This window comes from Alpinimonas psychrophila, from assembly GCF_014137865.1.
GTDB classification, from domain to species: domain Bacteria; phylum Actinomycetota; class Actinomycetes; order Actinomycetales; family Microbacteriaceae; genus Alpinimonas; species Alpinimonas psychrophila.
In genome coordinates this window covers 93,701-115,870 of the sequence record NZ_JACGWU010000006.1, presented here as the reverse complement: position 1 = coordinate 115,870, position 22,170 = coordinate 93,701, and the positions used below count along the sequence as shown (strand labels likewise).

Sequence of the window (22,170 nt, the reverse complement as noted above, 5' to 3'; positions counted from 1 at the left end):
TTAGTGACAAACATTTCGGATGCTGAAACTACTTACCGCCGGGAGGCCCGGCCGTCAGCAGGATGGTGAAGACCAGAACGATGGCGACAATGATGGCCGAGACTAATAGCGCCGGCCGGTTCAAGAACCAGCGCACGAAACGGTCGAAACAGTGGTTGTCGCGCGGGTCATCCGTCTTCGTGAGGCGCCATGCTCCGGTCAGCAGCCCCCGACGTTCCATCACGAGTTCAAACGGAATCGTGGCATAAGGAATGATCGCCGTCACGACCGCCAACAGGCCCAGCCCGAAGTGCCAGCGCTGGTTGATCGCGACCAAAATGGCGGTTGCTCCATAGGAGATGAACACGAATCCGTGCACGGCACCAATCGTGGTGAACAAGGTGGCGTCTAGATTAACGGTAGCACGCAGAATTAACCCGGCGATGAGCAGAGTCCACGTAATGGCTTCGGCGATGGCAAGCATGCGATACAGCTTGCGCGGGGTGAAGCCCGCAGCCGATGCCGTGGTTTCGGGCGCGGATTCCGCCCGAGATACGGGCGAAGAACCTGCCGAAGTTGTCGTCATACCATCAACCCCTACGCGTTAGCGAGAAGAGTGTTCTGAATGACGGAGGTGAAGAACTTCAGCCCGTCGAGTCCCGAACGCATGGCCACGGCAGTGTTGGGGCCAAAGCCCGGTTCCACCGCGTGCTCCGGATGCGGCATCAAGCCGACAACGTTGCCGCGTTCGTTGGAGACGCCAGCGATGTCGTTCATGGATTCGTTGGGGTTGAGCCCTACGTAACGGAACGTGACCTGTCCGTTGCCTTCGATGCGTTTGATGGTTTCGGCATCCGCTATATAACGGCCATCGGCATTCTTGAGGGGAATGATGATCTCTGCACCCTGCTCGAAGTTGCTGGTCCAGACGGTGGTGTTGTTCTCGACGCGTAGCCTCTGGTCGCGGCGAATGAAGTGCTGGTGCGCGTTGCGGGTGTGGGCGCCGGGGAGCAGACGGGCCTCGGCCAGCATCTGGAATCCGTTGCAGATACCGAGCACGGGAACACCCTTGTTGGCGGCGTCAATGACCTCGGCCATAATTGGCGCGTGGCTGGCGATCGACCCCGCACGCAGGTAGTCGCCGTAGCTGAAACCACCGGGCAGCACGATGGCATCCACATTCTGGATGTCGTGGTCACCATGCCACAAAGCCACCGGCTCGGCGCCGGCAAGACGTATGGCGCGCTGGGCATCGCGCTCGTCGAGCGAGCCCGGGAAGGTGATGACGCCGATGCGCATTACGCGCCTAGCTCGGTGACGCTGACGACGTCTTCGATGACGGCGTTGGAGAGGATCTCGTCGGCGATAACTTTGGCGGCGGCCAGAGTCTCGGCAGTGACCGGACCCTCGACCGTGAGTTCGAACCGCTTGCCCATACGAACGGCCGAAAACTGCGTGTAACCAAGACGGGTCAGAGCCCCAGCGACAGCCTTGCCCTGCGGGTCAAGAATTTCGGCTTTGGGCATGACCTCTACGACGATGATGGGCATGAGCTACTCCAGCGAGTTCGCGAGCGACAGGGGGATACCTCCAGTGTACCGGCCTTGCAGTGACCAAGATTTCGAGTTTTCACTGACTTTTCGCCGAGCCTCGCGTGAAACGCCGCCGGTAGAATTAGGCCGTGGGACGAAAAGGGATTCCAGACTTCTCTCAAGCAGAGAGAGCCCTTCGCGATGCACTCGCCCGCGTCGGTGTGTCTGGAGCAACCGGATACCGCAACCTGAGCGACACCCGCGGCCGGTTGAGGCGTCTGCTTGACGGCACCTTCTTCTTGATTGGCACGCTGTCCGCCATGTGGCTGATTGTTCTGCTCATCACCCAGTCGGTCACGCTCGGGTTCACCCAGATCTGGTTCATCATTCCGATCTACGTGCTGCTCGCCTATCTCGTCCTGCCCCGTGTTCACACCGCTCTTTCGCGCATTTACCTGCCCGACTATTTCATTGGCCGTGCCCGCACCCGCGAAGGAATGCTCGGCGACCCCGTGAACCTCGGGTTCCTGGGAACCGAAATGCAACTGCACACTGCCATGACCAGAGCGGGATGGACCGCTGCCGATCCCATCGATTCGAAGTCGACGCGACGCATTATTTCCTCCACACTCAGGCGCAAAAGTTATCCGGAGGCGCCGGTCTCGAACCTCTACGTTTTCGGTCGCGTTCACGACTTTGCCTATCAGCGGGAGGTCGCAGGCAATCCGTCTCAACGTCACCATGTTCGCTTCTGGAAAACCCCTGACGGTTGGCTCCTTCCTGGCGGTCACCGGGTCGACTGGGTTGCCGGCGCAACCTACGACCGTACCGTTGGCTTCAGCCTCTTCACCCTGCAGGTCACGCACAAGATCGAGCAAGATACTGACATTGAACGCGATTACATTGTGCAGACCCTGGAACATGTGCAGGAAGATCAAGTCACACGCGACATTACGGTCAATGTCATCGAGAATTTCTCGACCGGCTACCATTCCCGCAATGGCGGCGGTGACAGCATCATCACCGATGGCGCCCTCCCGATTGTCGATCTGCGGGGCATCGCCCTGACGTTTGATCTGGCGCCAGCGGCAGCATCCGTAACACCGTCAATATCTGCAACCTCACATGACACGGATGCTCAACCCACGACCCTCATCCGAGCCGTACGCCCCATCGGGACCGCCGTCGGAGCCATCCTGCTCCTGCTGCGCTCGGGTGCATGGTTATCCGTGGGGTTCATCCTGCTGGCTGACCTTATCGGTGGTCTGTTTCCCCACCTTGTGGCAGACAACGACACGGGCCGAGTGATGTTCGACGGGCGCGATGTCACCGAGACCTTCGCCATGTGGGCCGTGATCGCGCTCGCCGTCTTCTTCTTGGCGGTGACGATCATTCCGATCTGGCTGACCGTGAGCGTGTTCAAGGGGCACACGTGGTCGCGTCTGGTAGCCATGGCAATCAGCACGCTCACCATTGCCATCACCATCGTGCGGTTCAGCGGTGACGCCAGCCTCACCCTTCAGAGTGGTCTCGTGGCGTTCAGCCTCGACATTGGGGTACTGCTTGCACTCTCGGGCGAGGATGCGCAGCGCTACGCCCGCGATCGTGGTGCCGAGCGCGCTGCCGCCCGCCCGCCACGCGTTTCTCGCCGTTAAGGCTGAAGGCCTGCTCGCTCCGCGAGCGATTCTCTTCTATTTAGGTCCTCTCGCTGATTGCACAGAACACTCATGAGCCTAAATATCAGCTACTTTTTTGGCCAAAACTATGGCACGATTGCACCATGCAGACAATGTCGGTAAGTGAAGCGAAAGACAAGCTCTCGATGCTGGTCGAGAGCGTCGAGTCGACGCATGATGCGGTCATCATTACCCGCCACGGGAAGCCGGCGGCGGTACTGATTTCAACGGAGGATTTGGACTCGCTCCAAGAGACCCTAGCGTGGCTTTCAGATCCGACGCATGCAGCGGAGATGGCCGAGGCGGAAGCCGAGGTTAGTTCCGGCCGGATGCTGACTCTGGATGAGGTTCGAGCGCAGCTGACCAAGCGATGACGGATGAACGTTTCCGGGTCGAGATTTCGTTCCCGGCTACCCGTGCTCTTGGCCGGCTGAGCCCGAAGATTGTCGACGCCGTTCTCCGATTCCTAGATGGTCCGCTGGCGGAGAATCCGATGCGTGTGACGAAGCCCCTGGGCGCTGAGTTACAGGGTCTGCGCTCCGGGTATGTGGGCATCTCCTACCGGGTCCTCGTTCGCATTGACGAGAGCGCCCTGGTAGTCCACGTGATGCGCATCGCCCATCGCGCCGACGCATATCGCAGCCTCTAGCCCAACCACTAAACCAGCCGAGCTAAACCAGCCGCGCTACGCGAGACGCAGCAGGGCATCACGCACGGCGAGCATACCGAGGTGCGTCTCGGTGAACGAAGTGGTCAGCGGAGACAACCCAATACGCAGGCCATGCGGGTCACGGTAGTCGGGGATCACATCGACCTCCCACAAAGCGGCGTTGACCTCACGCATGGCCGGGTGGTTCAGAGTCACGTGGCCACCGCGCTGAGATGCCTCGCGGGGAGTAGCTAGGGTGACGCCCAAGGGGGCGAGCAGGGCATCCGTCACCTCAATGGCAAACTCGGTGAGCGCAATCGACTTGGCGCGAATCGCGGCGATCCCGACCTCGGCAATCATCGCGATCGGGTCATGCAGGGCGAGCATGCCAATAACGGGGGGAGTGCCGGTGATGAAACGGCGGATGCCCGCAGCCGCCACATATTCGGGTCCCATTGCGAAGACATCCGCTACGCCCATCCACCCCTGAATCGGTTGCTCGAGGGTGTCTTGCAGGTCCGCGCGCACGTACCCGAACGCGGGTGACCCGGGGCCGCCGCACAGGTATTTGTAGCCACAGCCCACGGCGAGATCCGCGCCCCACGCGTCGAGCTCCACGACGACGGAGCCGACCGAGTGACTCAAATCCCAGAGAATGAGCGCGCCGGCATCGTGCACGAGCTTCGTAATGCCGGGCCCGTCGGCCATGAATCCCGAGCGGTACGCCACGTGGCTCAGCAGAACGAGAGCGGTCTTCTCGCTCAGGGCGGCGGCAACCTGCTCGGGAGTCACCCCGGCGGAGGTGTCGGCGTCGATCCACCGCAACGTCATTCCACGCTCGGCCGCGATGCCCTCCAGTAGGTAGCGGTCCGTGGGAAAGTTATCGCTGTCCACGACGATCTCGGTGCGTCCGCCGCGGCCGGCGGCAATGGGGTGAGCGGCTTTCTTCGCCCGCTCAACATCCTCGGACAGAGGTGCAACCGCGGCGCGCGCCAACTTGTACAGCAGCACACTGGTGGAGTCGCCGATAAAAGTTTGACCTGGGGCAGCGCCGAGGGCCGCAGCCCCGAGAGCATCGCCGAGCTCGAGCGGCAACTCCATCCACTGCTCGTCCCAGCTGCGAATCAGCCGCGTTCCCCAGTCGGCGCGCAAGAACTTCTCGATGCGGTCAAAACTTGCGAGAGCCGGCCGGCCGAGCGAGTTGCCGTCGAAGTACGCGATGGGCATGCCCTGAGTGTTCGCGGCGGTGGCAGGATCCGTGCCATAAAACAGTGAACGGTAAGACGCGAGCGGGTCGGCCGCGTCGAGTTTTTGCGCGCGGGCAAAGAGTGCTTGGGCAGTCGAAGTCGCATCCGGGGTCAAATCGTTCATAAGTTCTCCAGTTCTCGAGCGGCCACGACACGCGCATGGGAAAGCCAGTCGGCAAAATCTGCCGAGCCGGCAAAATTCTCGGGAACGCCTGGCCCCGGGACGAAAGTGACCCTCTCGTTCCCCCGGGAATCATCCGCAACGAGAGAGTCACCTAACGGCATGGTCCGCCACCACGCCGTCATCGCGACCATAACGTCATCCGCTGACATTCCCGCACCCTGCAGCGCCCGCACCTCGCGCGCATTCACGCCAACGGGGAGTTTCCCATTGCCGAGATCAGTGCCGTAGATCACTATTCCGCCAAGATCCACAAAGCGTCGAAGATTATCGAGGGCGATGTCACGAGAAACGGTTTGCCGAGCATCCGGTGTGCCATACCCATGAATATCGATGGTGCTGATCCACTGCTGGCCCTGAACCACGGCCTGCTTGAGCAGGGCATCCGGTATCGATTCCGTAAAGGGCGTATGCGCCAACACGTCAACCCGGGCCGCAATCGCCCGAGCACACTGACCGATTCCCTCGACGTGCGCGACGACCCGCAGTTGGGCGCTGCTGGCACTAAGAACGATCGCAGCTAACGTGGCGTCATCCAAGACCGGTCCAGCATCCGAATTGAGGGTAACTTTAATAACGGATGCCCCCACCGCCACCTGCTCTGCAACCGCCGCCAGCGCATCAATATTTCCTGCATCGGCCACACTCTGTACCGCGCGCACCGCCCCAGCCGGTGCCCACGCGCGGTCACTCGGATACCCGCCGGGAGCTGTCAAAAATGCTCCCGCAATCGAGATCTCTGGATACCCGCCAGTACCGGGATCTGTGCTCGCCGCGGCATCAGCGTCTGCCCGCCACTGTGCCGCGACTTCAGGGATCCACCCCAGCTCCTGCACGCGCCCAATGCCTCCCGCCAGTAACAGCGTCTGATCGATCAGCCCGAGGTGCACGTGGGCGTCGCCGAGGAGTGGCACGCGCGTGCCGAGCTCGCCGGTGGACATAATGCGGGCACGGGAGGAATGCTGCAGAAAGCTCATGAGACACACATCATGGGCCGAGGCTACTTACCGATTTCGGTGCGTACGGCAAACAACTCGGGAAAGAACGTCAGCTCGAGTGCTTTTTGCAAGAAAGGTGCTCCGGAGCTTCCGCCGGTGCCCATCTTCATACCGATGATGCGTTGCACCGTGCGCAGGTGCCTAAAGCGCCAGAACTGGAAATTTTCCTCGAGGTCCACCATTTCTTCACAGGCCTCGTACGCTGCCCAATTCGTTTCGTGTTCGTCGTAAATGTGGATGAACACGGGCATCAATTCTTCGCTGAAGACCCACGCCTTCGTCACATCCCGCTCGAGAACCGACGCCGGAATCGCGTGCCCCTGACGGGCCAAGAATCGGAGGAACTCGTCGTAGAGACTCGGCGCCTCGAGGGTGCGACGCAGGAGGGCCGCAGCATCCGCATCGCTCTCAAAGACGGCCAGCATCTTCTCGTTTTTGTTGCCCAACATGAACTCGATGGCCCGGTATTGAGACGACTGAAACCCGCTCGAGTTGCCGAGCATTCCCCGAAATTGGGCGTATTCGCTGGGCGTCAGCGTCGCCAACACCGACCACTGCTCGGTCAACGTCTTCTGAATGTGCTTGACCCGGGCGACGCACTTCAGCGCGTGGGGGAGGTCGTCGGCCTGCAAGTACGCGAGTGCGGCCTCGAGCTCGTGGATGACGAGCTTCATCCACAACTCGGTGGTCTGATGCTGGATGATGAACAACAGTTCGTCGTGATGCTCCGGAACGCTGAGCGGTTTTTGCGCCGCCAGCAAGGTCGGCAAATCAAGGTATCCGCTGTAGCTCATGCGGTCGGTGAAGTCTGTGACGACGGTGTCTTCAATCGCGCGCGTGTTGTTCTCAACGCCCATGGGGTGCCTTCCAGCTCGAAGACATCACACTATCTATTGGGCACCCGTCTTCGTCAGCCCTGAGCCGAAAATACTTTCATAACGGCCGGATGCTGCGGCGCAAGCCTAGGCCTTGGCGAGAACCTGATCAATGAAGCTGTACTCGGCCGTCGTGACGAAGTCGGCGTCAGTCGCCATCGCGTCCCACTCGGGAGTTGCGCCACCTGCCGCATGAATGGCCGAACGAATCGCTGAATTGGCCAGGGTGCTCGCGGCGTCCAGAGTCGTGTCGGTGGCTAAGACGTTTATCGTGAGGAGACCCTCGGTCAGCACTGCTTCGATGTCGCTGTCGCTGAGACGAGCATCCGCTGCCTCGAGCTCGAGCAAGTTCTCAATCACGTCATCGATGTGAGCGTCGAAGTCTGCGGCACCGGTCACGTTGAACGTCATGGACATGCGAATAGATGTCATGTCAGTTACCTCCGAGATTCGTGAAGCAGGTCGTGGAAACTAAGTATCGCAATTTTTCTTTGGCATAACGAGGATTGCTCGGGCTGAGATGAATGGTTGTGCGGTGGCGAAGTGGGCAGGGGCACAGTGCTTTGTAATAAGTGGGCGGATCGAGGATGTACCAACCGCTCTGATCAAGGGCTAGCAGGAGAGCCTGGAGGTCCTTCTTCGGATGGCGTTTCCAATACCCGTTTTGTCGTCCCATGTTTCGAAGGTACGGACACGAGGACGCGCAAATTCTTGAAGCAAGAAACGGTTGAGATCTAGACGCGGATCAAGCCTTGTGGAGGAAAAGCCGCCCGTGTCTTGCTCTTGCAGAAATAAACCGGGTATCTACTTTCGACCAGCAACCCCACCAACAACCGGTGGCTCCGCGCTCAGGCGAATCAGGTTGCCCCACGGGTCATCGACGAAGAGGGTCTCGCCGTCGTGCCGCACGTCGCGCCCAAAGTTCACGAGGCGTTCGCTTGTCTCCATGAGGGCATCCGCGGTGGGAACAATGACATCTACTTGCCCAAGCCCTAAGGTGCGCTGACGACGCCCAGCCCCGGCGCTGTTCCAGACGTTCAGCCCCATGTGGTGGTGGTAGCCGCCCGCGCTCACGAACAAGGCAGATGGCCCAAAGGCGGCCGTTTGCTCGAAGCCCAGCTGCGTCACATAGAACTCGTGCGCCTGAGCGATATTGCCAATGGAGAGGTGCACGTGCCCCACGGTGACGCCGCCCACCCGAGGGTCGTCAATCAGCTCGGGGCTCAGATGCTCCTCGAGAAACTTATTCGGATCCAGGTACAGGGTCGCCATCTCGATCGACCCGTGGGTCCAACTCCACGCGGTTTTGTCGCGATCCCAGTACAGCTCGATGCCGTTACCCTCAGGGTCATTGAAGTAGAACGCTTGGCTCACGAGGTGATCGCTACTGCCAGTAAACGTGGAGGGCGCCTTGGTCGCTACCGAGTACACGGCGGCGGCGAGGGCGGCTTGCGTCTCAAAGAGGATGGCAGTGTGAAACAGCCCAGCTTGCCCGGGAGCCGCGTGCTGCAGTTCGGGCGCGTACTCAAGATTCACGATGGGAACGCCGTGGCGTCCGAGCGTCACCGTCTCGTGCGTCTGGCTCAGGATGTCCAGTGTCACGACATCCTGATAATAGGACGTCATGGAATCAAGGTTCGCGACGCGCAGAGTGACGGTACCCATGCGGGTGGCCGGTTCGAGGAGGTTCGTGTACATGGTTACGTAAACGCACAAAAGCCGTTTTTATGCCCGTTTCCGCCCACAACTTCTCGCCGAATGAGAAAGAAAAATTCGGGCCTAGTGGCCCTCGGGGTTTTCCGCTTCAAGCCGCGCCAGGGCTTGCCCGCGATTTCCCCCGCTCCCCGGCTTCGCATCCAGAGCAAAGTACGGCATCAACACGTGTGCGACCGGCCCGATGCCTAGGGCATAGATGACGGTGCCGATACCGATGGTGCCGCCGAGCATCCAGCCACCCACCAGAACGGTTATCTCGATGGCCGTGCGCACGAGCCACACGGGTCTGCCGGTGCGCTTCACGAGGCCGGTCATCAAGCCATCGCGTGGACCAGCTCCCAACCCTGCCCCCACATAGAGCGCAATGGCGAGGCCGTTCAGGGCCACACCAATAACAAAGAGAACCAGGCCGACCTTGAGACCGGATGCCACTGGCAGCACCATCAAAAAGAAATCGATCGCCAGCCCAATGATGATCAGGTTGAGCACGGTGCCGATGCCGAGCTTTTGCCGAAGGGGAATCCAGAGCAAGAGAACTCCGGCCCCCACGATGATGACAACAATGCCAAACGGCACGGCTGTCATAACGGAGAGTCCCTGGTGCAGGGTGTCCCACGGGTCCAGGCCGATCATGGCACGAATCATGAGTGCGGCAGAGAAACCGTAGAGCACGAGCCCGATCAAAACTTGCACGAGCCGTCGCCACAGCGGAGCGCCGCCTACGGGTGGGCGTGCGAAGATCATTTACCGAGCATCCGTTCGATAAGTTCGCGATACCTGGCGGATGTTTGCGCCACGATATCGGCGGGAAGCACCGGCGGGGTCCCCTGCTTGTTCCAATTGGTCGAGAGCCAGTTGCGCACGATCTGTTTGTCGAAGCTCAGCATCTTTGTCGCCGGGGTGGTTCCTGCGGCGTAAGCCTCGGCATCCCAGTAGCGGCTGGAGTCGCTCGTGAGTACTTCATCGGCGAGGGTGATGACCCCGGTCTCGCGGTCGGCGCCAAACTCAAACTTGGTGTCGGCCAAAATGACTCCGCGCTGGGCGGCAATCGCGGCGGCATCAGTGAAAATGCTGAGCGACAGGTCCCGGAGCTTGGTGGCAACTTCGAGACCGACGAGTTCGACGGTGCGCTCGAACGTGATGTTCTCGTCGTGCTCACCGAACGGGGCCTTCCACGCGGGGGTGTAGATCGGTTCAGGAAGTTTGTCACCATCACGGAGCCCGACGGGGAGCGCAATGCCGCAGACGCTCTGGGACTCCTGATACTCGAGCCAGCCACTACCGGAGAGATACGCGCGCACGACACATTCCACCGGGAACATGTCGAGGTTGGCCACGAGCATCGCGCGGTCGGCAACCGCTTCAGGAATTGCTTCCGGGCGCAGGTCGTCTGGCACTAAATGATTCGGAACGTCGAGTTGGTCGAACCACCACAGGCTCAGGCGAGTGAGGAGGGCGCCCTTTCCCGGGATGCCCGGTTCTAGTACGTGGTCAAAAGCGCTGACGCGGTCGCTGGCGACGACCAGAATTCTGGGGGTCGTTGCCAGAGATTCACCGGCAGGAACATAGAGGTCCCGCACCTTGCCGGAATACGCGTGGTCCCACCCGCGCAAGCTCAGTTCTTCGCCGCTCGAAAATCCGGTTGTTGCTTCTGAGCCGGTACCGCTCACGTCGTTGTCGCTCACCGGGTGATGTCCGCAACTTTGGCCGCGATGTCGGTGCGGTACTGGCCACCCTCGAGATGAATGTGCCCGAGCGCCTCATACGCGCGAGCTCTAGCCTGCGCGAAGTCTTGCCCGAGAGCGACCACGCTGAGGACGCGACCCCCGGTGGCAATCAGGGTTTCAACGCCGAATTCGTTGTCCGTTTCAGAACCACTTTCCAGTGCACCGGTGCTGTTAAAACGCACGGCGGTCGCCGCATGGGCAATGTGGACGCCTTCGACGGCGGAAGCAGCATCCAGCCCCGTAATTTCACGTCCCGTAAGAGGGCTCCCAGGATAATTCTCGCTAGCCAACACGACCGTTACGGCAACGTCATCGCTGAACTTCGGTCGATCCATGCCACCAAGTTGACCGTTGGCGGTGGCGAGCAGCAGCCTCGACAGAGGAGTCTTGAGGCGGGGAAGAACGACCTGCGTTTCGGGGTCACCAAAACGAGCGTTGAACTCGATAACGCGAATCCCAGCCTTCGTGAGAATCAGACCGCAGTAGAGCAAGCCCACAAACGGGGTGCCCTCGCGCTCGAGCTGACGCACGGTGGGCAGCGCCACGTTCTCGATGCACTCGGTGACGAAGGCATGCTCGCTGCCAAACTCCGCATCCAGCCACGGAAGCGGCGAGTAGGCGCCCATTCCCCCGGTGTTGGGCCCCTCGTCATTGTTGCTTAGACGTTTGAAGTCCTGGGCGGGGGAGAGGGGAAGAACGTCGTGGCCATCAGCCAACAGAAAGAGCGACACTTCTTGGCCATCGAGAAACTCTTCGATGAGCACATCGCCGTGCGGAAGCCAGTGGGCGGCGTGGGTCACCGCGGCTTCGCGATCGTGGGTGACGAGAACGCCTTTGCCGGCAGCCAAACCATCGGCCTTCACCACGTACGGGGCGCCAAAATCATCCAGGGCCGTCTCGGCATTCAGCAGCGTCGACACCTTCAGCGCCCGACCCGTGGGAACGCCCGCGGCATCCATGATGCGCTTGGCAAATGTCTTCGAACCCTCGAGCGCCGCGGCATCTTGGTTGGGTCCGAATACCGGGATGCCCACCGCCCGCACCGCGTCAGCCACACCGGCCACCAGCGGAGCCTCGGGGCCGATGATGACGAGCTCCATCTCGAGACCTAGCGCGAGGGCCACGACGGCATCGGGATCTTCGGCGTTGATGTTGACCGCAGGCACGTCATGGGCGATGCCGGCGTTGCCAGGAGCCACCACAATGTCGTGGTCCGCCTGCTCGGCCAGGAGTGCGGTGATGATGGCGTGCTCACGGGCGCCGGAGCCCAGTACAAGGATTTTCACTCTTTAAGTTTATGGCCCCGAAGTGGCGCATGCTTTTGGGTACCGGCGCATGCAAGCTCAGGGGCATCCGACAGGCAGAATCGTGGGACGCAATTGCGGCAGAATTCTCCGGCAGACTTGACCCGTGGCTAAACCTCGAATCGATATGCACCGTGGGCGCGATGCCGTGCGCCTTGCCGTGTTGCCGGATGCCTCCCGGGACGACACCGCCACCGCTGTGCGATACCTACTGCAGTGCCTCGTGGAGAAGATCCCGGGGCACACCGTGGAGGTGCGCGTGCCGCCTTTTGGCGCGGTGCAGTGCATGGAGGGAGCCCAACATACGCGCGGAACCCCGCCGAATGTCATCGAGGTTGACTCACTCACCTGGGTGGCGCTGGCCACCGGCACTCTCAGTTGGGCGGATGCCCTTGCCGACGGCCGCATCCATGCCTCCGGCACGCGGGCCGACATCTCGCATGTGCTGCCGCTCCGCTTCTAGGGTGGGGTTTGCGGTTTCATTTCAGCTGTGGCCTGCGAGAATAAACCCATGAGTGATCAATCGTCCACCGAATCCGGCATCACGACTGCCAACGTCACTGTGCAGCGCTCGCCGCGGTACCTGCGGTTCTTCTTCGTTGGTATCTCGATCGGTGTGATTGTCGCGCTTATCCTCACATTCTCGTTCCCCGCCGACCCGCAGTTCACGCAGACCCAGGTCTTCGGATTTCTCGTGATCTTCACGGGCATTGGTGGCGGCGTCTTGGGGCTCGTCTTCGCTCTCGTAGTGGACCGCGTTTACTCGCGCCACGTGATCACCACCACTGCCGAGCGCACAACCGTCAACGAAGCTCCTGCGGCCGAAGCTCCTGCTGTCGAGGCTCCTGCTGCCGATACCCATTAACCTGATGTTCAGCTGGCAATTGTTTTGAAGTATTCAAAACACGGGTAGACTCAAATTCATGCTTCACACGATTGCTCAACCCGACACCGTAGATGTCGTTGCCGTCCTTCGTGAACACGGTCTCAAAGTGACCGCCCCGCGGAGGGCTGTTATTGCCGCTCTTGCGGCCAAACCACATGCTGCCGTCGATGAGGTGTTTGAGCTGGTTCGCCAGACCCAGCCCACGACATCCCTGCAAGCCATGTATTCCATCTTGGGTGCATATGTCGTCGCCGGAATTGTGCAACGCCTTGAGCCCGCGGGATCACCGGCACGATACGAACTGCGAACCAACGACAACCACCACCATGCCGTCTGCGAAAAGTGCGAAAGAATTTTTGACATCGACTGCGCTGTCGGCGCAGCCCCTTGCCTCATCCCCGAAAATGCCGGTGACTTTCAGATCACGCGGGCAGAGGTCATCTACTGGGGTCTTTGTGCAGCATGCGAGGCCACAAGCAGGCAAGCAACTGAAGCTTCTCAAGCATTTTCAGCATCCGAACACAAACTGTTGTCCTAGAAAAGAGAGAGAGCCATGACCCACAACTACACCACATCTCAATTTGGAAATCCTGTCGCTAGTGATGACCAATCACTAACTGTTGGCCCCGATGGCGCCACTGTTTTGCACGATCGCTACCTTGTTGAAAAGAATGCCCAGTTCAACCGTGAGCGCATCCCCGAGCGTGTCGTTCACGCTAAGGGCGGCGGCGCATTCGGCACACTGACGATCACCGAAGACCTCTCGAAGTACACGCGGGCCGCCGTATTCCAGCCGGGTACGACGACCGAGATGCTCGCACGTTTCTCCAGTGTTGCGGGAGAGCAGGGGAGCCCCGACACGTGGCGCGATGTGCGCGGATTCTCGCTGAAGTTCTACACGAGCGAGGGCAACCTCGACATCGTCGGAAACAACACCCCGGTGTTCTTTATTCGAGATGGCATTAAGTTCCCCGACTTTATTCGTTCGCAAAAGCGTTTGCCCGCATCCGGTCTTCGTGATGCGGACATGCAGTGGGATTTCTGGACGCTGTCCCCCGAATCCGCTCACCAGGTCACGTACCTGATGGGTGACCGTGGCCTGCCTACATCCTGGCGTCACATGCACGGCTTCAGCTCGCACACGTACCAGTGGATCAACGCTGCCGGCGAGACGTCGTGGGTCAAATACCACTTTCGCACGGTTCAGGGCGAGGCCAACATGACCGGTGCTGAGGGTGCAATGATTGCTGGTCAGGATGCCGACTACTACCGTCGCGACCTCTACGAAGCGATTGAGCGTGGCGATCACCCCAAGTGGGATGTCTTCGTGCAGATCATGAGCAATGATGAGGCCAAGACTTACCGGTTTAACCCGTTCGACCTCACAAAGATTCTCTCGCATGCCGACTTCCCACTCATCAAGTTGGGCGTTTACGAGCTGAATAAGAACCCCGAAAACTTCTTCGCCCAGATCGAGCAGGCCGCATTCTCACCTGCGAATACGGTTCCCGGAACAGGCATCAGCCCCGACAAGATGTTGATGGCGCGCGTGTTTGCCTACCCCGACGCTCAGCGTTACCGTGTCGGCGCCAACTACGCCGAGATTCCCGTCAACGCACCGCATGCGGCTCCGGTCAATAGCTACACCCAGGATGGCGCGGGTCGCCACGGCTTCAAGCCCGCGTCAGCCCCGGTGTACGCCCCCAACTCGCTTGGTGGCCCGGTTGCCGATGCCGCCGCTGCGGGTGAGGGCCACTGGGAATCCGATGGCGAACTTATGCACGTGGCGTACACGTTGCGCTCCGACGACGATGACTTCGGTCAGGCCGGAACCCTCTACCGCAAGGTGTTTACCGATGAGGGCCGTGCCCGCTTCGTCGAAACTCTCACCGGTCAGGCAAACTCCATTACGCGTCCCGAGGTGCTCGAACGTTTCTTCTGGTACTGGGGCAGTGTCGACACCGACCTCGGTGCGACTCTCCGTGCGGCCGTTGGCAAGTAAATAGCCTTATAACAAAATGGATGCTCGGCTCAGGTGAGCCGGGCATCCTTTGCGCTCAGCTGCCTTGCGCCCTAGTGCTTTGCGCCTAACTGCCTTGCGTCTTCTCGACCCAGTCGAGGTACTCGGGGGTGACGGTGCCGGTCACGTACTCGCCTGTGAAGCAGCTCATATCAAGATCGGTGACGTTAGAGCCCTCGAGGATGGCGGACTTCATGTCGGCCACTTCTTGATAAATCAGATAGTCCGCGCCCAGAACGTTTCCGATCTCAGGGATCTTGCGGCCGTGGGCGACAAGTTCCTGGCGGGAGGGCATGTTGATGCCGTATACGTGGGGGTAGCGAACGGGAGGCGCGGCCGATGTGAAGGTCACCTTGTTGGCACCCGCCGCGCGCGCCATCTCGATGATCTCGAGCGAGGTCGTGCCCCGCACAATCGAGTCGTCCACGATGAGCACATTCTTGCCCTTGAACTCCGACGACATTGCGTTCAACTTCTGACGCACAGACTTCTTGCGCTCGGCCTGACCGGGCATGATGAACGTGCGGCCCACGTAACGGTTCTTGTAGAAGCCTTCGCGGTACTCGATGCCAAGCTTGCGGGCCACCTGCATGGCGGCGGGGCGTGACGAATCGGGGATGGGCATGACAACATCCACGTCACCCATCGGCGTGTAGGCGGCAATGGTGTCGGCAAGGCGATCGCCCAGGCGCAGGCGGGCTTCGTAGACCGAGATACCGTTCATGATGGAGTCGGGGCGAGCGAGGTAAACGTATTCAAACGAGCACGGCACCAGGCGGGGATTCGCGGCGCACTGGCGGGAGTGCATCTCGCCATCCGCTGAAATAAAGATGGCCTCACCGGGAGCGACATCGCGCACAATGGTATATCCGCCGCTTTCGAGCACGAGCGATTCGCTAGCGACAATCCAGTCGGTGCGGCCGTTATCCATGACGCGCGAGCCCAAAATAAGGGGGCGAATGCCGAAGGGGTCACGGAACGCCAATAGGCCGTGGCCGGCGATCAGGGCGATGACGGCGTAGCTGCCCTCGACGCGCTCGTGCAGGGTGCTCACGGCGGCAAAAACCTCGTCGGGGCCGAGGTCAATGCCCGAGACGGAATGCTGAAGTTCGGTGGCCAAGACGTTGAGCAACATTTCGGTGTCGCTGGAGGTGTTCACGTGGCGGCGATCAATGTTGAGGAGTTCGCCGGCCAATTCGCGGGTGTTGGTCAGGTTTCCGTTGTGCACGAGCACGATGCCATAAGGCGCATTCACGTAGAAGGGCTGAGCCTCTTCTTCGTTGTTGGCGACCCCCTTGGTGGCGTAGCGCACGTGGCCGAGACCCATTGTGCCGAGCAGAGTGCGCATGTCTCGGGTGCGAAAACCTTCTCGGACCTGGCCTTTTGCCTTGTGCATGTGAAAGTGGCTGCCATCAACGGTAGCGATTCCCGTGGAATCCTGGCCGCGATGCTGGAGCAATAGCAGAGCGTCATAGACCTGCTGATTGGCTTGAGTTGTTGAAACAATGCCGACGATGCCACACATAAACCGCGGGTGCTCCTGAGATTGGAAGTGCAGAAGATGGCCAAAATGGACCTGTCTCAGTTTGCCACATCTGAGCACTTCTTCACCGGCCCTTAGAATTAGGGGGTGAGCCACAATTCTTCCTATGCGCGCGCGGGCGTAGACACCGCGGCCGGCGATTTGGCCGTTGAACTAATGAAGGCCTCCGTCAAAGCGACGCATGGCACCGAGGTTTTTGGCGGTGTCGGCGGATTCGCTGGGCTGTTCGACGTCTCGTTCATTAAAAACTTTGATCGCCCTCTCCTAGCTACCAGCACGGATGGCGTGGGCACCAAGGTGGCCATCGCTCAGGCGCTCGACAAGCACGACACCATCGGCCAAGATCTGGTGGGCATGGTCGTCGATGACATTGTTGTGACCGGCGCACGTCCGCTCTTCATGACGGATTACATTGCCTGCGGCAAGGTTGTTCCCGAACGTATTGCGGCCATCGTCAAGGGCATCGCTGACGCGTGCTTGGCGACCGGCACCGCACTTGTGGGTGGTGAGACCGCTGAACATCCCGGGCTCCTAGGTCCGGATGATTATGACGTAGCCGGCGCTGCCGTGGGCGTTGTCGAAGCATCCGACGCTTTGGGTTCCGAGAAAGTTGTGCACGGAGACGTTGTCATCGCCATGGCATCCTCCGGCTTGCACTCCAACGGTTATTCGCTCGTGCGCCACATTTTGGCCGAGCACAAAATGGGCTACGGCGACTACTCGGCTGATTTCGGCGGGGTTATCGGCGAGATCCTCCTCGAACCGACGCGTCTCTACACCGGGCCGCTGGTCGATGTCCTGGCCGATGAAAACTTGCGCGGGGTCGTTCACGCTCTGAGTCACGTGACCGGGGGCGGCATCGCCGCCAACCTTGCGCGCGTACTTCCGCTGAATTCCTGGGTCGAGGTTGACCGTTCCACCTGGTCGCCGCAGCAGGTATTCCGCGTGCTGACCGGCATCTCGGGCGACTCGCTCGAAAGCACCGAGGGCACCTGGAATCTCGGGGTCGGAATGTTTGCGGTCGTGAACGCTGGGGCGGCATCCGCCATCACACTGCGACTGACCGAACTGGGCATTCCGTCATGGGTCGTCGGCATGGTCTCGACCACCGCGCGCGATCTCAGCGGTTTCGAACAGGGTGCCAAGGGTGTTAATGGTGGCGCCGTTCGGCTGGTAGGTAACTATGTCAACTAATACGGTCGCGCGAGCGCGCAAGACGCTGTCCACGCAAAAATCAAAGATGGCAGCGACAACCGCCGCACGCGCCAAGGCTCCTCAAAAGTTCAGCTTGCTCTGGTGGGTTATTTGGGTCACGCTCGGACTGGCCCTCGGGTTTATCTTTCCTTCAGTGGCGACGCTCTGGGCTGTGGCCGATGGCCGCGACGGGACTGGGCAGCTTATCTTCGCCGTGATCGGTGGGGCGATTCAAGGCGGCATTCTGGGATTCGCTCAAGCCTTCGCTCTGCGCAAGACGGCGGCGACACTGCCGCTCGGCCTGTGGATTGGCGTCACGGCCCTGGGCGGACTCGTGGCGTGGATCGTCGGGATGATTCCCGGCACGTATCTCAAGCTCGAGGCAACCACGCCGGCCGGCATCATTGTTCTCGTGGCCTTTGCCATCGTTGCGGTGGCTGCTATGCCCGTTGCTCAATGGTTTGTTTTGCGCGGTACGAAGCTGGGCAAAATCGGTCGCGTGTGGCGCTGGATCCCGGTGACCGCTCTCGCGTGGACGGCCGGAATCGGCTGGCTTCTGCTCGCGTCACCGTTGGTCCAAGACGGCACCGACCTCGTTCACCTCATCGGGCTGTACACCGTGGCCGGGTTCCTCATGGTGCTCACCATTGCCACCATAACGGGGCTTGGAATGCGCTGGATGCTCGGCGGCACTGTTCGTAGCCGCAAGATCCTCCCCGCAGGCTCCCGCGCATCCCGCGGGTCACGGCCTTCGCGCAAGAAGCCCGTTCCCTCCCGCACCCTGTAGTTCGCCTCGAGGCTGCGCTTGGTGGGTGCCTGTGCCGCGGCCAATTTCCGTGGATTGCGTGCCTCCGAGCATCCTTCTGATCGAGTCGTCATGTTTGGCGACCTCGGAGGGGCTCAGCCTCATCCACCCGTCACAAATGGTTGTCTTGCCGTTGCTATGCGTGAGCGAGTCGTCACGGGTGGTCGTCGCGGCGCGATTCACTCGACCATTTGCGCCGACTCAATGCGGCCGGCTCACGAATTGGGGCCGGACGAAGGGCCAAGGGCATAAATAAGGCCCGCCGCTAGGCGGACATTCTTCGCAGAGCGGCGAAACTGCCTCGGGGCCGCAAAGATCCGTAGCGAAAGTAATGGTCTTGCGGCGAAACCTTGAGGGTGCGCCGATGTGGCGCTTACCGCAGGAAAGGCTGGAGGGCAACGGCCCTAAGCGCGCGCGGCCTCATCTTCTTGTTCGTAGGTGTCGCCGTCGACGTCTGAATGATCAGAGGTGTCGTTTGCGAAGTCTGCCCACTTCGAGAGATTTTCATCAGAAGCCGGAACGTCATAACTCGGTTCTTCGCCGTGCCCTAATTCTCGCTCGAGAGCAGAGTAATTAGTGTCGGGACTGAAGTACTTTAGCTCGCGAGCCACCTTGGTGTGCTTCGCTTTTTGACGGCCACGACCCATGTCGGACCCCCTCACCAAAATCACCGGCTAAACACACCGGATTAACCAACTAGAGATGTAAAAGACTGAGGGTAAGTCTATCACGCACGCGCAGACGATAAATGGCGCAACATAAACCGTTTACGGCCGGTCGATTACCCGACAAATGCCCCGGTTGTCACGATAATCACGCCATAGGTGACGGTGAAGGCGAGAGCGGCGCCGCCTAGGCCAAGTATCACGTTGAGGACTACGTTAGCCGCCGCGGGGCGCCAGGAACCGGCCGAAGCCAACTCCACAGTTTCGACGGAGAACGTGCTGAACGTCGTGAGACCTCCGCAAAAACCTGTCATCACGATGAGGGCAAGCGATGACGAGACCGCAAAAGTCCCGCCGGAATCCCACTGCGCTAATGCCAGGAAGACGCCGCCGATGGCCGAACCCACGACGTTGACCAGAAGAACGGCCACAGGCACGCGAGCACCGCGCGCCGGCCAAAGAAGCTGCGCGCCATAACGTACGAGCGCTCCCATTGCACCGCCCGCGGCGATGGCCACAACTAAGCCGATCATCATTGGTCGACCCCCGCATCCGGAATCGGACCCGATTTCGCAGCGTCAAGCGGAGCATTGGGGATCGCGTCCAGCAGTTTTCGCGTGCGGGAAATTCTCGCGGACTCCGCCTGCCAGCCGCCGAGCGCGAGCCCGGCCCACGCGGCAAGGATGCCGCCCACCAGCGAGAGTCCAAGAGATGCGAAAGCGACCCCGATGTTGCCGAGGGAGAGCGCATCGACCACGTTGACGGCGAGGGCCGAAAACGTGGTGAACGATCCGAGGAGCCCGGTACCCAGACCGATTTTCAGCCAGCCAGGCGTGTTGGGCAAGCGCCACAGCCGCGCGACCAGGTAGCCGAGCACCAGTGAACCGATGAGGTTCACGAGGACGGTGCTCCACGCAATTGATGCGGCGCCCGAAGCATGTGGAAGCAGTACGTCGAGCCCCAACCGCAGAGCTGTCCCCACGAGACCGCCCACAAAGACGGCAATCACGGCGAGGAGCTGCGGGCGTTTCACGCGGTTAGCGGCCGAGCTTTTTGCTGGCGGGCCCCAATGGTTTGCGGGGCACGGGACGCTTGGGTTCGCCGCGCCTGGACTCACCGGGCATTGCACGCGAGCGACGACCGTACAGCAGGTCTGAAGAGTCCAGCAGCCATGGCACAAGCGAGATTGCTACACCATGCTCGAGCATAAGTTTCAGTTTGAGGCGCCGCGACTTGTGGTTGTGCAACGCGTGCTCCCACCAGTGGCCCACGATGTATTGCGGCAGGTAAACGGTCACAATCTCGGATCCGTTTTGCGCACGGTGCTCGCGAATGTGCTGAATGAGAGGCCAGCTTAGATCGCGGTACGGGGAGTTGATGATGCGCAGTGGAACGTGAATGTTTTGGTGAATCCAGTCGAGCTCGAGTTGCGCCGTGGAAACCTCGTTGATGGAGACGTGCACGGCCTCGATGCTGCGGTGGCGAGCGGCAATTGCATAATCCAAAGCCTTCAGAATAGGCTTCTGCATCTTGCCGACTAACACGATGGCATGGTCACCCTTAGCGCCAAAAGTGGTGATGTCATCCACTTCAATTTCACGTGCCACATCGCGATAGTAACGGTTCACGCCCAGCATCAAGAGGTACAAAATGGGCATAACCGCGAAGACAAGCCACGCTCCGTGGGTGAACTTTGTGATGGTCACGACGATTAAGACGATGCCGGTAAATATCGCGCCGGTGATGTTGATCGACATGCTCCGCCGGATGCTCTTCGCATTGTCGGGCTTAGTTTTTAGCAGCTTTATCCAATGAACGACCATGCCACTTTGCCCGAGGGTAAACGAGATGAAAACCCCGATGATGTACAGCTGGATGAGCTGGGTCAGGTCTGCCTGGTAGACGATCAGGATGATGCAGGCCATCAGTGCCAGAACGAGAACGCCGTTCGAGTAGATGAGGCGGTCGCCGCGGGTTTCGAGTGCCTTGGGAGCGTAGCCGTCCTTGGCCAGCACCGACCCGAGAAGCGGGAATCCGTTGAACGCGGTGTTGGCGGCCAACAGCAAGACCAGGGCGGTTCCGGCCTGGATGGCGAAGAACAGAATCGTGTTGTTGCCAAACGTCGCCGACGCAATTTGCGCCATCAGGCTGCGTTGCGGCACCGTTTCACAGTCGACGTAGCCCACGAGGTGACAGGCCGATTCGGCATAGTGCACGCCTGAGATGATGGCCATAGTGATGAGGCCGGCAAATAGCGTGATGGCGATGCCGCCCATGAGAACCAGTGTGGTTTGGGCATTCTTGATTTTGGGAACCCTGAACGCCGGAACGCCGTTGGCGATCGCTTCGACACCGGTCAAGGCCGCGCATCCGGAAGCAAAGGAACGGAGCAGCAACAGAATGAGTGCCGCCTGGGCCACGCTTTCGCCCTGCACAACGTAGTTGGCAGACTCCGCAATGGGGGCGTTACCGGTGAGGGTCTGGAAGATGCCCACGACAATCATGACGAAAACGCTGGCGACAAAGAAGTAGGTAGGGATCGCGAAGGCCTTGCCTGATTCGCGCACACCGCGCAGGTTGATAGCGGCCAAGATAACGACGAAGCCCACTGCTAGCCACACCCGTTCGGGGGCTAACCAGGGCAAGGCCGAGATGATGTTGTCGACCCCGGATGCCACCGAAACGGCCACGGTCATGATGTAGTCGACCAGGAGAGCGGAAGCGACGACAACGCCGGCCTTTTCGCCGAGGTTCTTGTGCGCCACCTCGTAGTCGCCACCACCCGAGGGGTATGCCTTCACGAGTTGGCGGTAGCTGGCCACCACGACGACCATGAGCAGGATCACGCAGGCCGCGATCCACGGGGCGAAACTGAGGAAAGCAAGACCGCCGATGAGCAGGATCATGAGCAATTCTTGCGGCGCATAGGCTACGGAGGAGAGCGGGTCGCTGGCAAAGATAGGAAGCGCAATGCGCTTGGGCAATAACTCACCTTCGAGCATCGCTGTGGGCAACGGATCACCAATGATCCACCGCTTGGGCGATTTGCTTTCGGGGATGGACCCCGTGTCCTCTTCACTCACGTTGCACGACATTACACGGCGAACACGATTGAAGGGGCACAGGCGCGCGCCCATATTCTTATAGGTGGAAAGAATGACGCGATCGTGTCC

Annotated in this window: 25 protein-coding genes; 9 read left to right on the top strand and 16 right to left on the bottom strand. The window is 60.4% G+C overall.

Annotated features, from left to right (window positions below; genetic code table 11):
- Nucleotides 1–28: 28 nt before the first annotated feature.
- The 3 genes from FB555_RS08930 to purS are packed head-to-tail and all read right to left on the bottom strand — an operon-like array spanning nucleotide 29 to nucleotide 1,529.
- Nucleotides 29–565 (bottom strand): DUF3817 domain-containing protein, encoded by a 537-nt coding sequence (locus tag FB555_RS08930; RefSeq protein ID WP_182485131.1) that lies wholly within the window; start codon nucleotides 563–565, stop codon nucleotides 29–31.
- A gap of 11 nt (nucleotides 566–576) precedes the next feature.
- Complete coding sequence (gene purQ, locus FB555_RS08925) at nucleotides 577–1,278, bottom strand: phosphoribosylformylglycinamidine synthase subunit PurQ (protein WP_182485130.1); 702 nt, start codon at nucleotides 1,276–1,278, stop codon at nucleotides 577–579.
- Nucleotides 1,278–1,529: a phosphoribosylformylglycinamidine synthase subunit PurS gene (gene purS, locus FB555_RS08920; RefSeq protein ID WP_182485129.1), complete on the bottom strand. Its 252-nt coding sequence runs from the start codon at nucleotides 1,527–1,529 to the stop codon at nucleotides 1,278–1,280. The genes purQ and purS overlap by 1 nt, the downstream gene beginning before the upstream one ends.
- A 131-nt stretch (nucleotides 1,530–1,660) precedes the next feature.
- On the opposite strand from purS, the gene FB555_RS08915 reads away from it, so the two are divergent.
- The 3 genes from FB555_RS08915 to FB555_RS08905 all read left to right on the top strand — a co-directional run bounded on the left by FB555_RS08915 (nucleotide 1,661) and on the right by FB555_RS08905 (nucleotide 3,836).
- Complete coding sequence (locus tag FB555_RS08915) at nucleotides 1,661–3,166, top strand: LssY C-terminal domain-containing protein (protein WP_343046443.1); 1,506 nt, start codon at nucleotides 1,661–1,663, stop codon at nucleotides 3,164–3,166.
- A gap of 125 nt (nucleotides 3,167–3,291) precedes the next feature.
- The gene (locus FB555_RS08910) at nucleotides 3,292–3,561 is read left to right on the top strand and encodes a type II toxin-antitoxin system Phd/YefM family antitoxin (RefSeq protein WP_182485128.1); all 270 of its coding nucleotides are present in this window, start codon (nucleotides 3,292–3,294) and stop codon (nucleotides 3,559–3,561) included.
- Entirely contained in the window at nucleotides 3,558–3,836 is a 279-nt protein-coding gene (locus FB555_RS08905; protein WP_182485127.1) for a type II toxin-antitoxin system RelE family toxin, read from the top strand. Before FB555_RS08910 ends, FB555_RS08905 begins: the two co-directional genes overlap by 4 nt.
- 36 nt (nucleotides 3,837–3,872) lie before the next feature.
- Here the strand turns inward: FB555_RS08905 and FB555_RS08900 are convergent, their stop codons facing one another.
- The 8 genes from FB555_RS08900 to purD all read right to left on the bottom strand — a co-directional run bounded on the left by FB555_RS08900 (nucleotide 3,873) and on the right by purD (nucleotide 11,866).
- Nucleotides 3,873–5,207 carry a kynureninase gene (locus FB555_RS08900; protein WP_182485126.1) on the bottom strand — a complete coding sequence of 445 codons (1,335 nt, stop codon included), beginning with the start codon at nucleotides 5,205–5,207 and terminating at the stop codon, nucleotides 3,873–3,875.
- Nucleotides 5,204–6,241 (bottom strand): amidohydrolase family protein, encoded by a 1,038-nt coding sequence (locus FB555_RS08895; RefSeq protein WP_182485125.1) that lies wholly within the window; start codon nucleotides 6,239–6,241, stop codon nucleotides 5,204–5,206. Before FB555_RS08895 ends, FB555_RS08900 begins: the two co-directional genes overlap by 4 nt.
- Before the next feature lie 23 nt (nucleotides 6,242–6,264).
- Complete coding sequence (kynA, locus tag FB555_RS08890) at nucleotides 6,265–7,119, bottom strand: tryptophan 2,3-dioxygenase (protein ID WP_182485124.1); 855 nt, start codon at nucleotides 7,117–7,119, stop codon at nucleotides 6,265–6,267.
- 105 nt (nucleotides 7,120–7,224) lie between these two features.
- The gene (locus tag FB555_RS08885; RefSeq protein ID WP_182485123.1) at nucleotides 7,225–7,569 is read right to left on the bottom strand and encodes a hypothetical protein; all 345 of its coding nucleotides are present in this window, start codon (nucleotides 7,567–7,569) and stop codon (nucleotides 7,225–7,227) included.
- 372 nt (nucleotides 7,570–7,941) lie between these two features.
- Nucleotides 7,942–8,835 carry a VOC family protein gene (locus FB555_RS08880; protein WP_220475932.1) on the bottom strand — a complete coding sequence of 298 codons (894 nt, stop codon included), beginning with the start codon at nucleotides 8,833–8,835 and terminating at the stop codon, nucleotides 7,942–7,944.
- Nucleotides 8,836–8,916: 81 nt separating this feature from the next.
- The gene (gene yczE, locus FB555_RS08875; RefSeq protein WP_182485122.1) at nucleotides 8,917–9,597 is read right to left on the bottom strand and encodes a membrane protein YczE; all 681 of its coding nucleotides are present in this window, start codon (nucleotides 9,595–9,597) and stop codon (nucleotides 8,917–8,919) included.
- The gene (locus tag FB555_RS08870) at nucleotides 9,594–10,472 is read right to left on the bottom strand and encodes a phosphoribosylaminoimidazolesuccinocarboxamide synthase (protein ID WP_182485153.1); all 879 of its coding nucleotides are present in this window, start codon (nucleotides 10,470–10,472) and stop codon (nucleotides 9,594–9,596) included. Before FB555_RS08870 ends, yczE begins: the two co-directional genes overlap by 4 nt.
- A 62-nt stretch (nucleotides 10,473–10,534) precedes the next feature.
- On the bottom strand, nucleotides 10,535–11,866 hold the full coding sequence (gene purD / locus FB555_RS08865; RefSeq protein ID WP_182485121.1) for a phosphoribosylamine--glycine ligase: 1,332 nt from the start codon (nucleotides 11,864–11,866) through the stop codon (nucleotides 10,535–10,537).
- A 124-nt stretch (nucleotides 11,867–11,990) separates the two neighbouring features.
- On the opposite strand from purD, the gene FB555_RS08860 reads away from it, so the two are divergent.
- Genes FB555_RS08860 through FB555_RS08845 form a run of 4 tightly spaced genes read left to right on the top strand, consistent with a single transcriptional unit; the run spans nucleotide 11,991 to nucleotide 14,772 of the window.
- Complete coding sequence (locus FB555_RS08860; protein WP_425485613.1) at nucleotides 11,991–12,347, top strand: sterol carrier family protein; 357 nt, start codon at nucleotides 11,991–11,993, stop codon at nucleotides 12,345–12,347.
- A 48-nt stretch (nucleotides 12,348–12,395) separates the two neighbouring features.
- Nucleotides 12,396–12,749 (top strand): hypothetical protein, encoded by a 354-nt coding sequence (locus tag FB555_RS08855; protein ID WP_182485120.1) that lies wholly within the window; start codon nucleotides 12,396–12,398, stop codon nucleotides 12,747–12,749.
- A gap of 58 nt (nucleotides 12,750–12,807) precedes the next feature.
- Entirely contained in the window at nucleotides 12,808–13,308 is a 501-nt protein-coding gene (locus tag FB555_RS08850; protein ID WP_182485119.1) for a Fur family transcriptional regulator, read from the top strand.
- Nucleotides 13,309–13,323: 15 nt separating this feature from the next.
- Complete coding sequence (locus FB555_RS08845) at nucleotides 13,324–14,772, top strand: catalase (protein WP_182485118.1); 1,449 nt, start codon at nucleotides 13,324–13,326, stop codon at nucleotides 14,770–14,772.
- An 85-nt stretch (nucleotides 14,773–14,857) separates the two neighbouring features.
- On the opposite strand, the gene purF is transcribed toward FB555_RS08845, so the two are convergent.
- The gene (gene purF, locus FB555_RS08840; protein ID WP_182485117.1) at nucleotides 14,858–16,315 is read right to left on the bottom strand and encodes an amidophosphoribosyltransferase; all 1,458 of its coding nucleotides are present in this window, start codon (nucleotides 16,313–16,315) and stop codon (nucleotides 14,858–14,860) included.
- Between the two features lie 105 nt (nucleotides 16,316–16,420).
- Between purF and purM the strand changes: the two genes are divergently transcribed.
- Both purM and FB555_RS08830 read left to right on the top strand, forming a co-directional pair.
- Nucleotides 16,421–17,527, top strand: coding sequence for a phosphoribosylformylglycinamidine cyclo-ligase (gene purM, locus FB555_RS08835; RefSeq protein WP_182485116.1), 1,107 nt, complete (start codon nucleotides 16,421–16,423; stop codon nucleotides 17,525–17,527).
- Nucleotides 17,517–18,314, top strand: coding sequence for a hypothetical protein (locus FB555_RS08830; protein ID WP_182485115.1), 798 nt, complete (start codon nucleotides 17,517–17,519; stop codon nucleotides 18,312–18,314). The genes purM and FB555_RS08830 overlap by 11 nt, the downstream gene beginning before the upstream one ends.
- Nucleotides 18,315–18,736: 422 nt before the next feature.
- Here the strand turns inward: FB555_RS08830 and FB555_RS08825 are convergent, their stop codons facing one another.
- From FB555_RS08825 to FB555_RS08810, 4 genes are all read right to left on the bottom strand, one after another.
- Nucleotides 18,737–18,979: a DUF3073 domain-containing protein gene (locus tag FB555_RS08825; RefSeq protein ID WP_182485114.1), complete on the bottom strand. Its 243-nt coding sequence runs from the start codon at nucleotides 18,977–18,979 to the stop codon at nucleotides 18,737–18,739.
- Between the two features lie 134 nt (nucleotides 18,980–19,113).
- Nucleotides 19,114–19,533, bottom strand: a complete 420-nt coding sequence (locus FB555_RS08820; protein WP_182485113.1) for a fluoride efflux transporter FluC — start codon at nucleotides 19,531–19,533, stop codon at nucleotides 19,114–19,116.
- A complete protein-coding gene (locus FB555_RS08815) occupies nucleotides 19,530–20,030 on the bottom strand; it encodes a CrcB family protein (RefSeq protein ID WP_182485112.1) in 501 nt (166 codons plus the stop codon). The genes FB555_RS08820 and FB555_RS08815 overlap by 4 nt, the downstream gene beginning before the upstream one ends.
- A 4-nt stretch (nucleotides 20,031–20,034) precedes the next feature.
- On the bottom strand, nucleotides 20,035–22,092 hold the full coding sequence (locus FB555_RS08810) for an APC family permease (RefSeq protein WP_182485151.1): 2,058 nt from the start codon (nucleotides 22,090–22,092) through the stop codon (nucleotides 20,035–20,037).
- Between the last annotated feature and the right edge of the window lie 78 nt (nucleotides 22,093–22,170).

Coding starts and splice junctions, on each gene's coding strand:
- FB555_RS08830 (WP_182485115.1), top strand. CDS start 17,517: ATGTCAACTAATACGGTCGCGCGAGCGCGCAAGACGCTGTCCACGCAA.
- FB555_RS08855 (WP_182485120.1), top strand. CDS start 12,396: ATGAGTGATCAATCGTCCACCGAATCCGGCATCACGACTGCCAACGTC.
- FB555_RS08825 (WP_182485114.1), bottom strand. CDS start 18,979: ATGGGTCGTGGCCGTCAAAAAGCGAAGCACACCAAGGTGGCTCGCGAG.
- FB555_RS08845 (WP_182485118.1), top strand. CDS start 13,324: ATGACCCACAACTACACCACATCTCAATTTGGAAATCCTGTCGCTAGT.
- FB555_RS08910 (WP_182485128.1), top strand. CDS start 3,292: ATGCAGACAATGTCGGTAAGTGAAGCGAAAGACAAGCTCTCGATGCTG.
- FB555_RS08905 (WP_182485127.1), top strand. CDS start 3,558: ATGACGGATGAACGTTTCCGGGTCGAGATTTCGTTCCCGGCTACCCGT.
- yczE (WP_182485122.1), bottom strand. CDS start 9,597: ATGATCTTCGCACGCCCACCCGTAGGCGGCGCTCCGCTGTGGCGACGG.
- FB555_RS08895 (WP_182485125.1), bottom strand. CDS start 6,241: ATGAGCTTTCTGCAGCATTCCTCCCGTGCCCGCATTATGTCCACCGGC.
- kynA (WP_182485124.1), bottom strand. CDS start 7,119: ATGGGCGTTGAGAACAACACGCGCGCGATTGAAGACACCGTCGTCACA.
- FB555_RS08820 (WP_182485113.1), bottom strand. CDS start 19,533: ATGATGATCGGCTTAGTTGTGGCCATCGCCGCGGGCGGTGCAATGGGA.
- FB555_RS08810 (WP_182485151.1), bottom strand. CDS start 22,092: ATGTCGTGCAACGTGAGTGAAGAGGACACGGGGTCCATCCCCGAAAGC.
- FB555_RS08885 (WP_182485123.1), bottom strand. CDS start 7,569: ATGACATCTATTCGCATGTCCATGACGTTCAACGTGACCGGTGCCGCA.
- FB555_RS08930 (WP_182485131.1), bottom strand. CDS start 565: ATGACGACAACTTCGGCAGGTTCTTCGCCCGTATCTCGGGCGGAATCC.
- purQ (WP_182485130.1), bottom strand. CDS start 1,278: ATGCGCATCGGCGTCATCACCTTCCCGGGCTCGCTCGACGAGCGCGAT.
- FB555_RS08900 (WP_182485126.1), bottom strand. CDS start 5,207: ATGAACGATTTGACCCCGGATGCGACTTCGACTGCCCAAGCACTCTTT.
- FB555_RS08850 (WP_182485119.1), top strand. CDS start 12,808: ATGCTTCACACGATTGCTCAACCCGACACCGTAGATGTCGTTGCCGTC.
- purS (WP_182485129.1), bottom strand. CDS start 1,529: ATGCCCATCATCGTCGTAGAGGTCATGCCCAAAGCCGAAATTCTTGAC.
- purF (WP_182485117.1), bottom strand. CDS start 16,315: ATGTGTGGCATCGTCGGCATTGTTTCAACAACTCAAGCCAATCAGCAG.
- FB555_RS08880 (WP_220475932.1), bottom strand. CDS start 8,835: ATGTACACGAACCTCCTCGAACCGGCCACCCGCATGGGTACCGTCACT.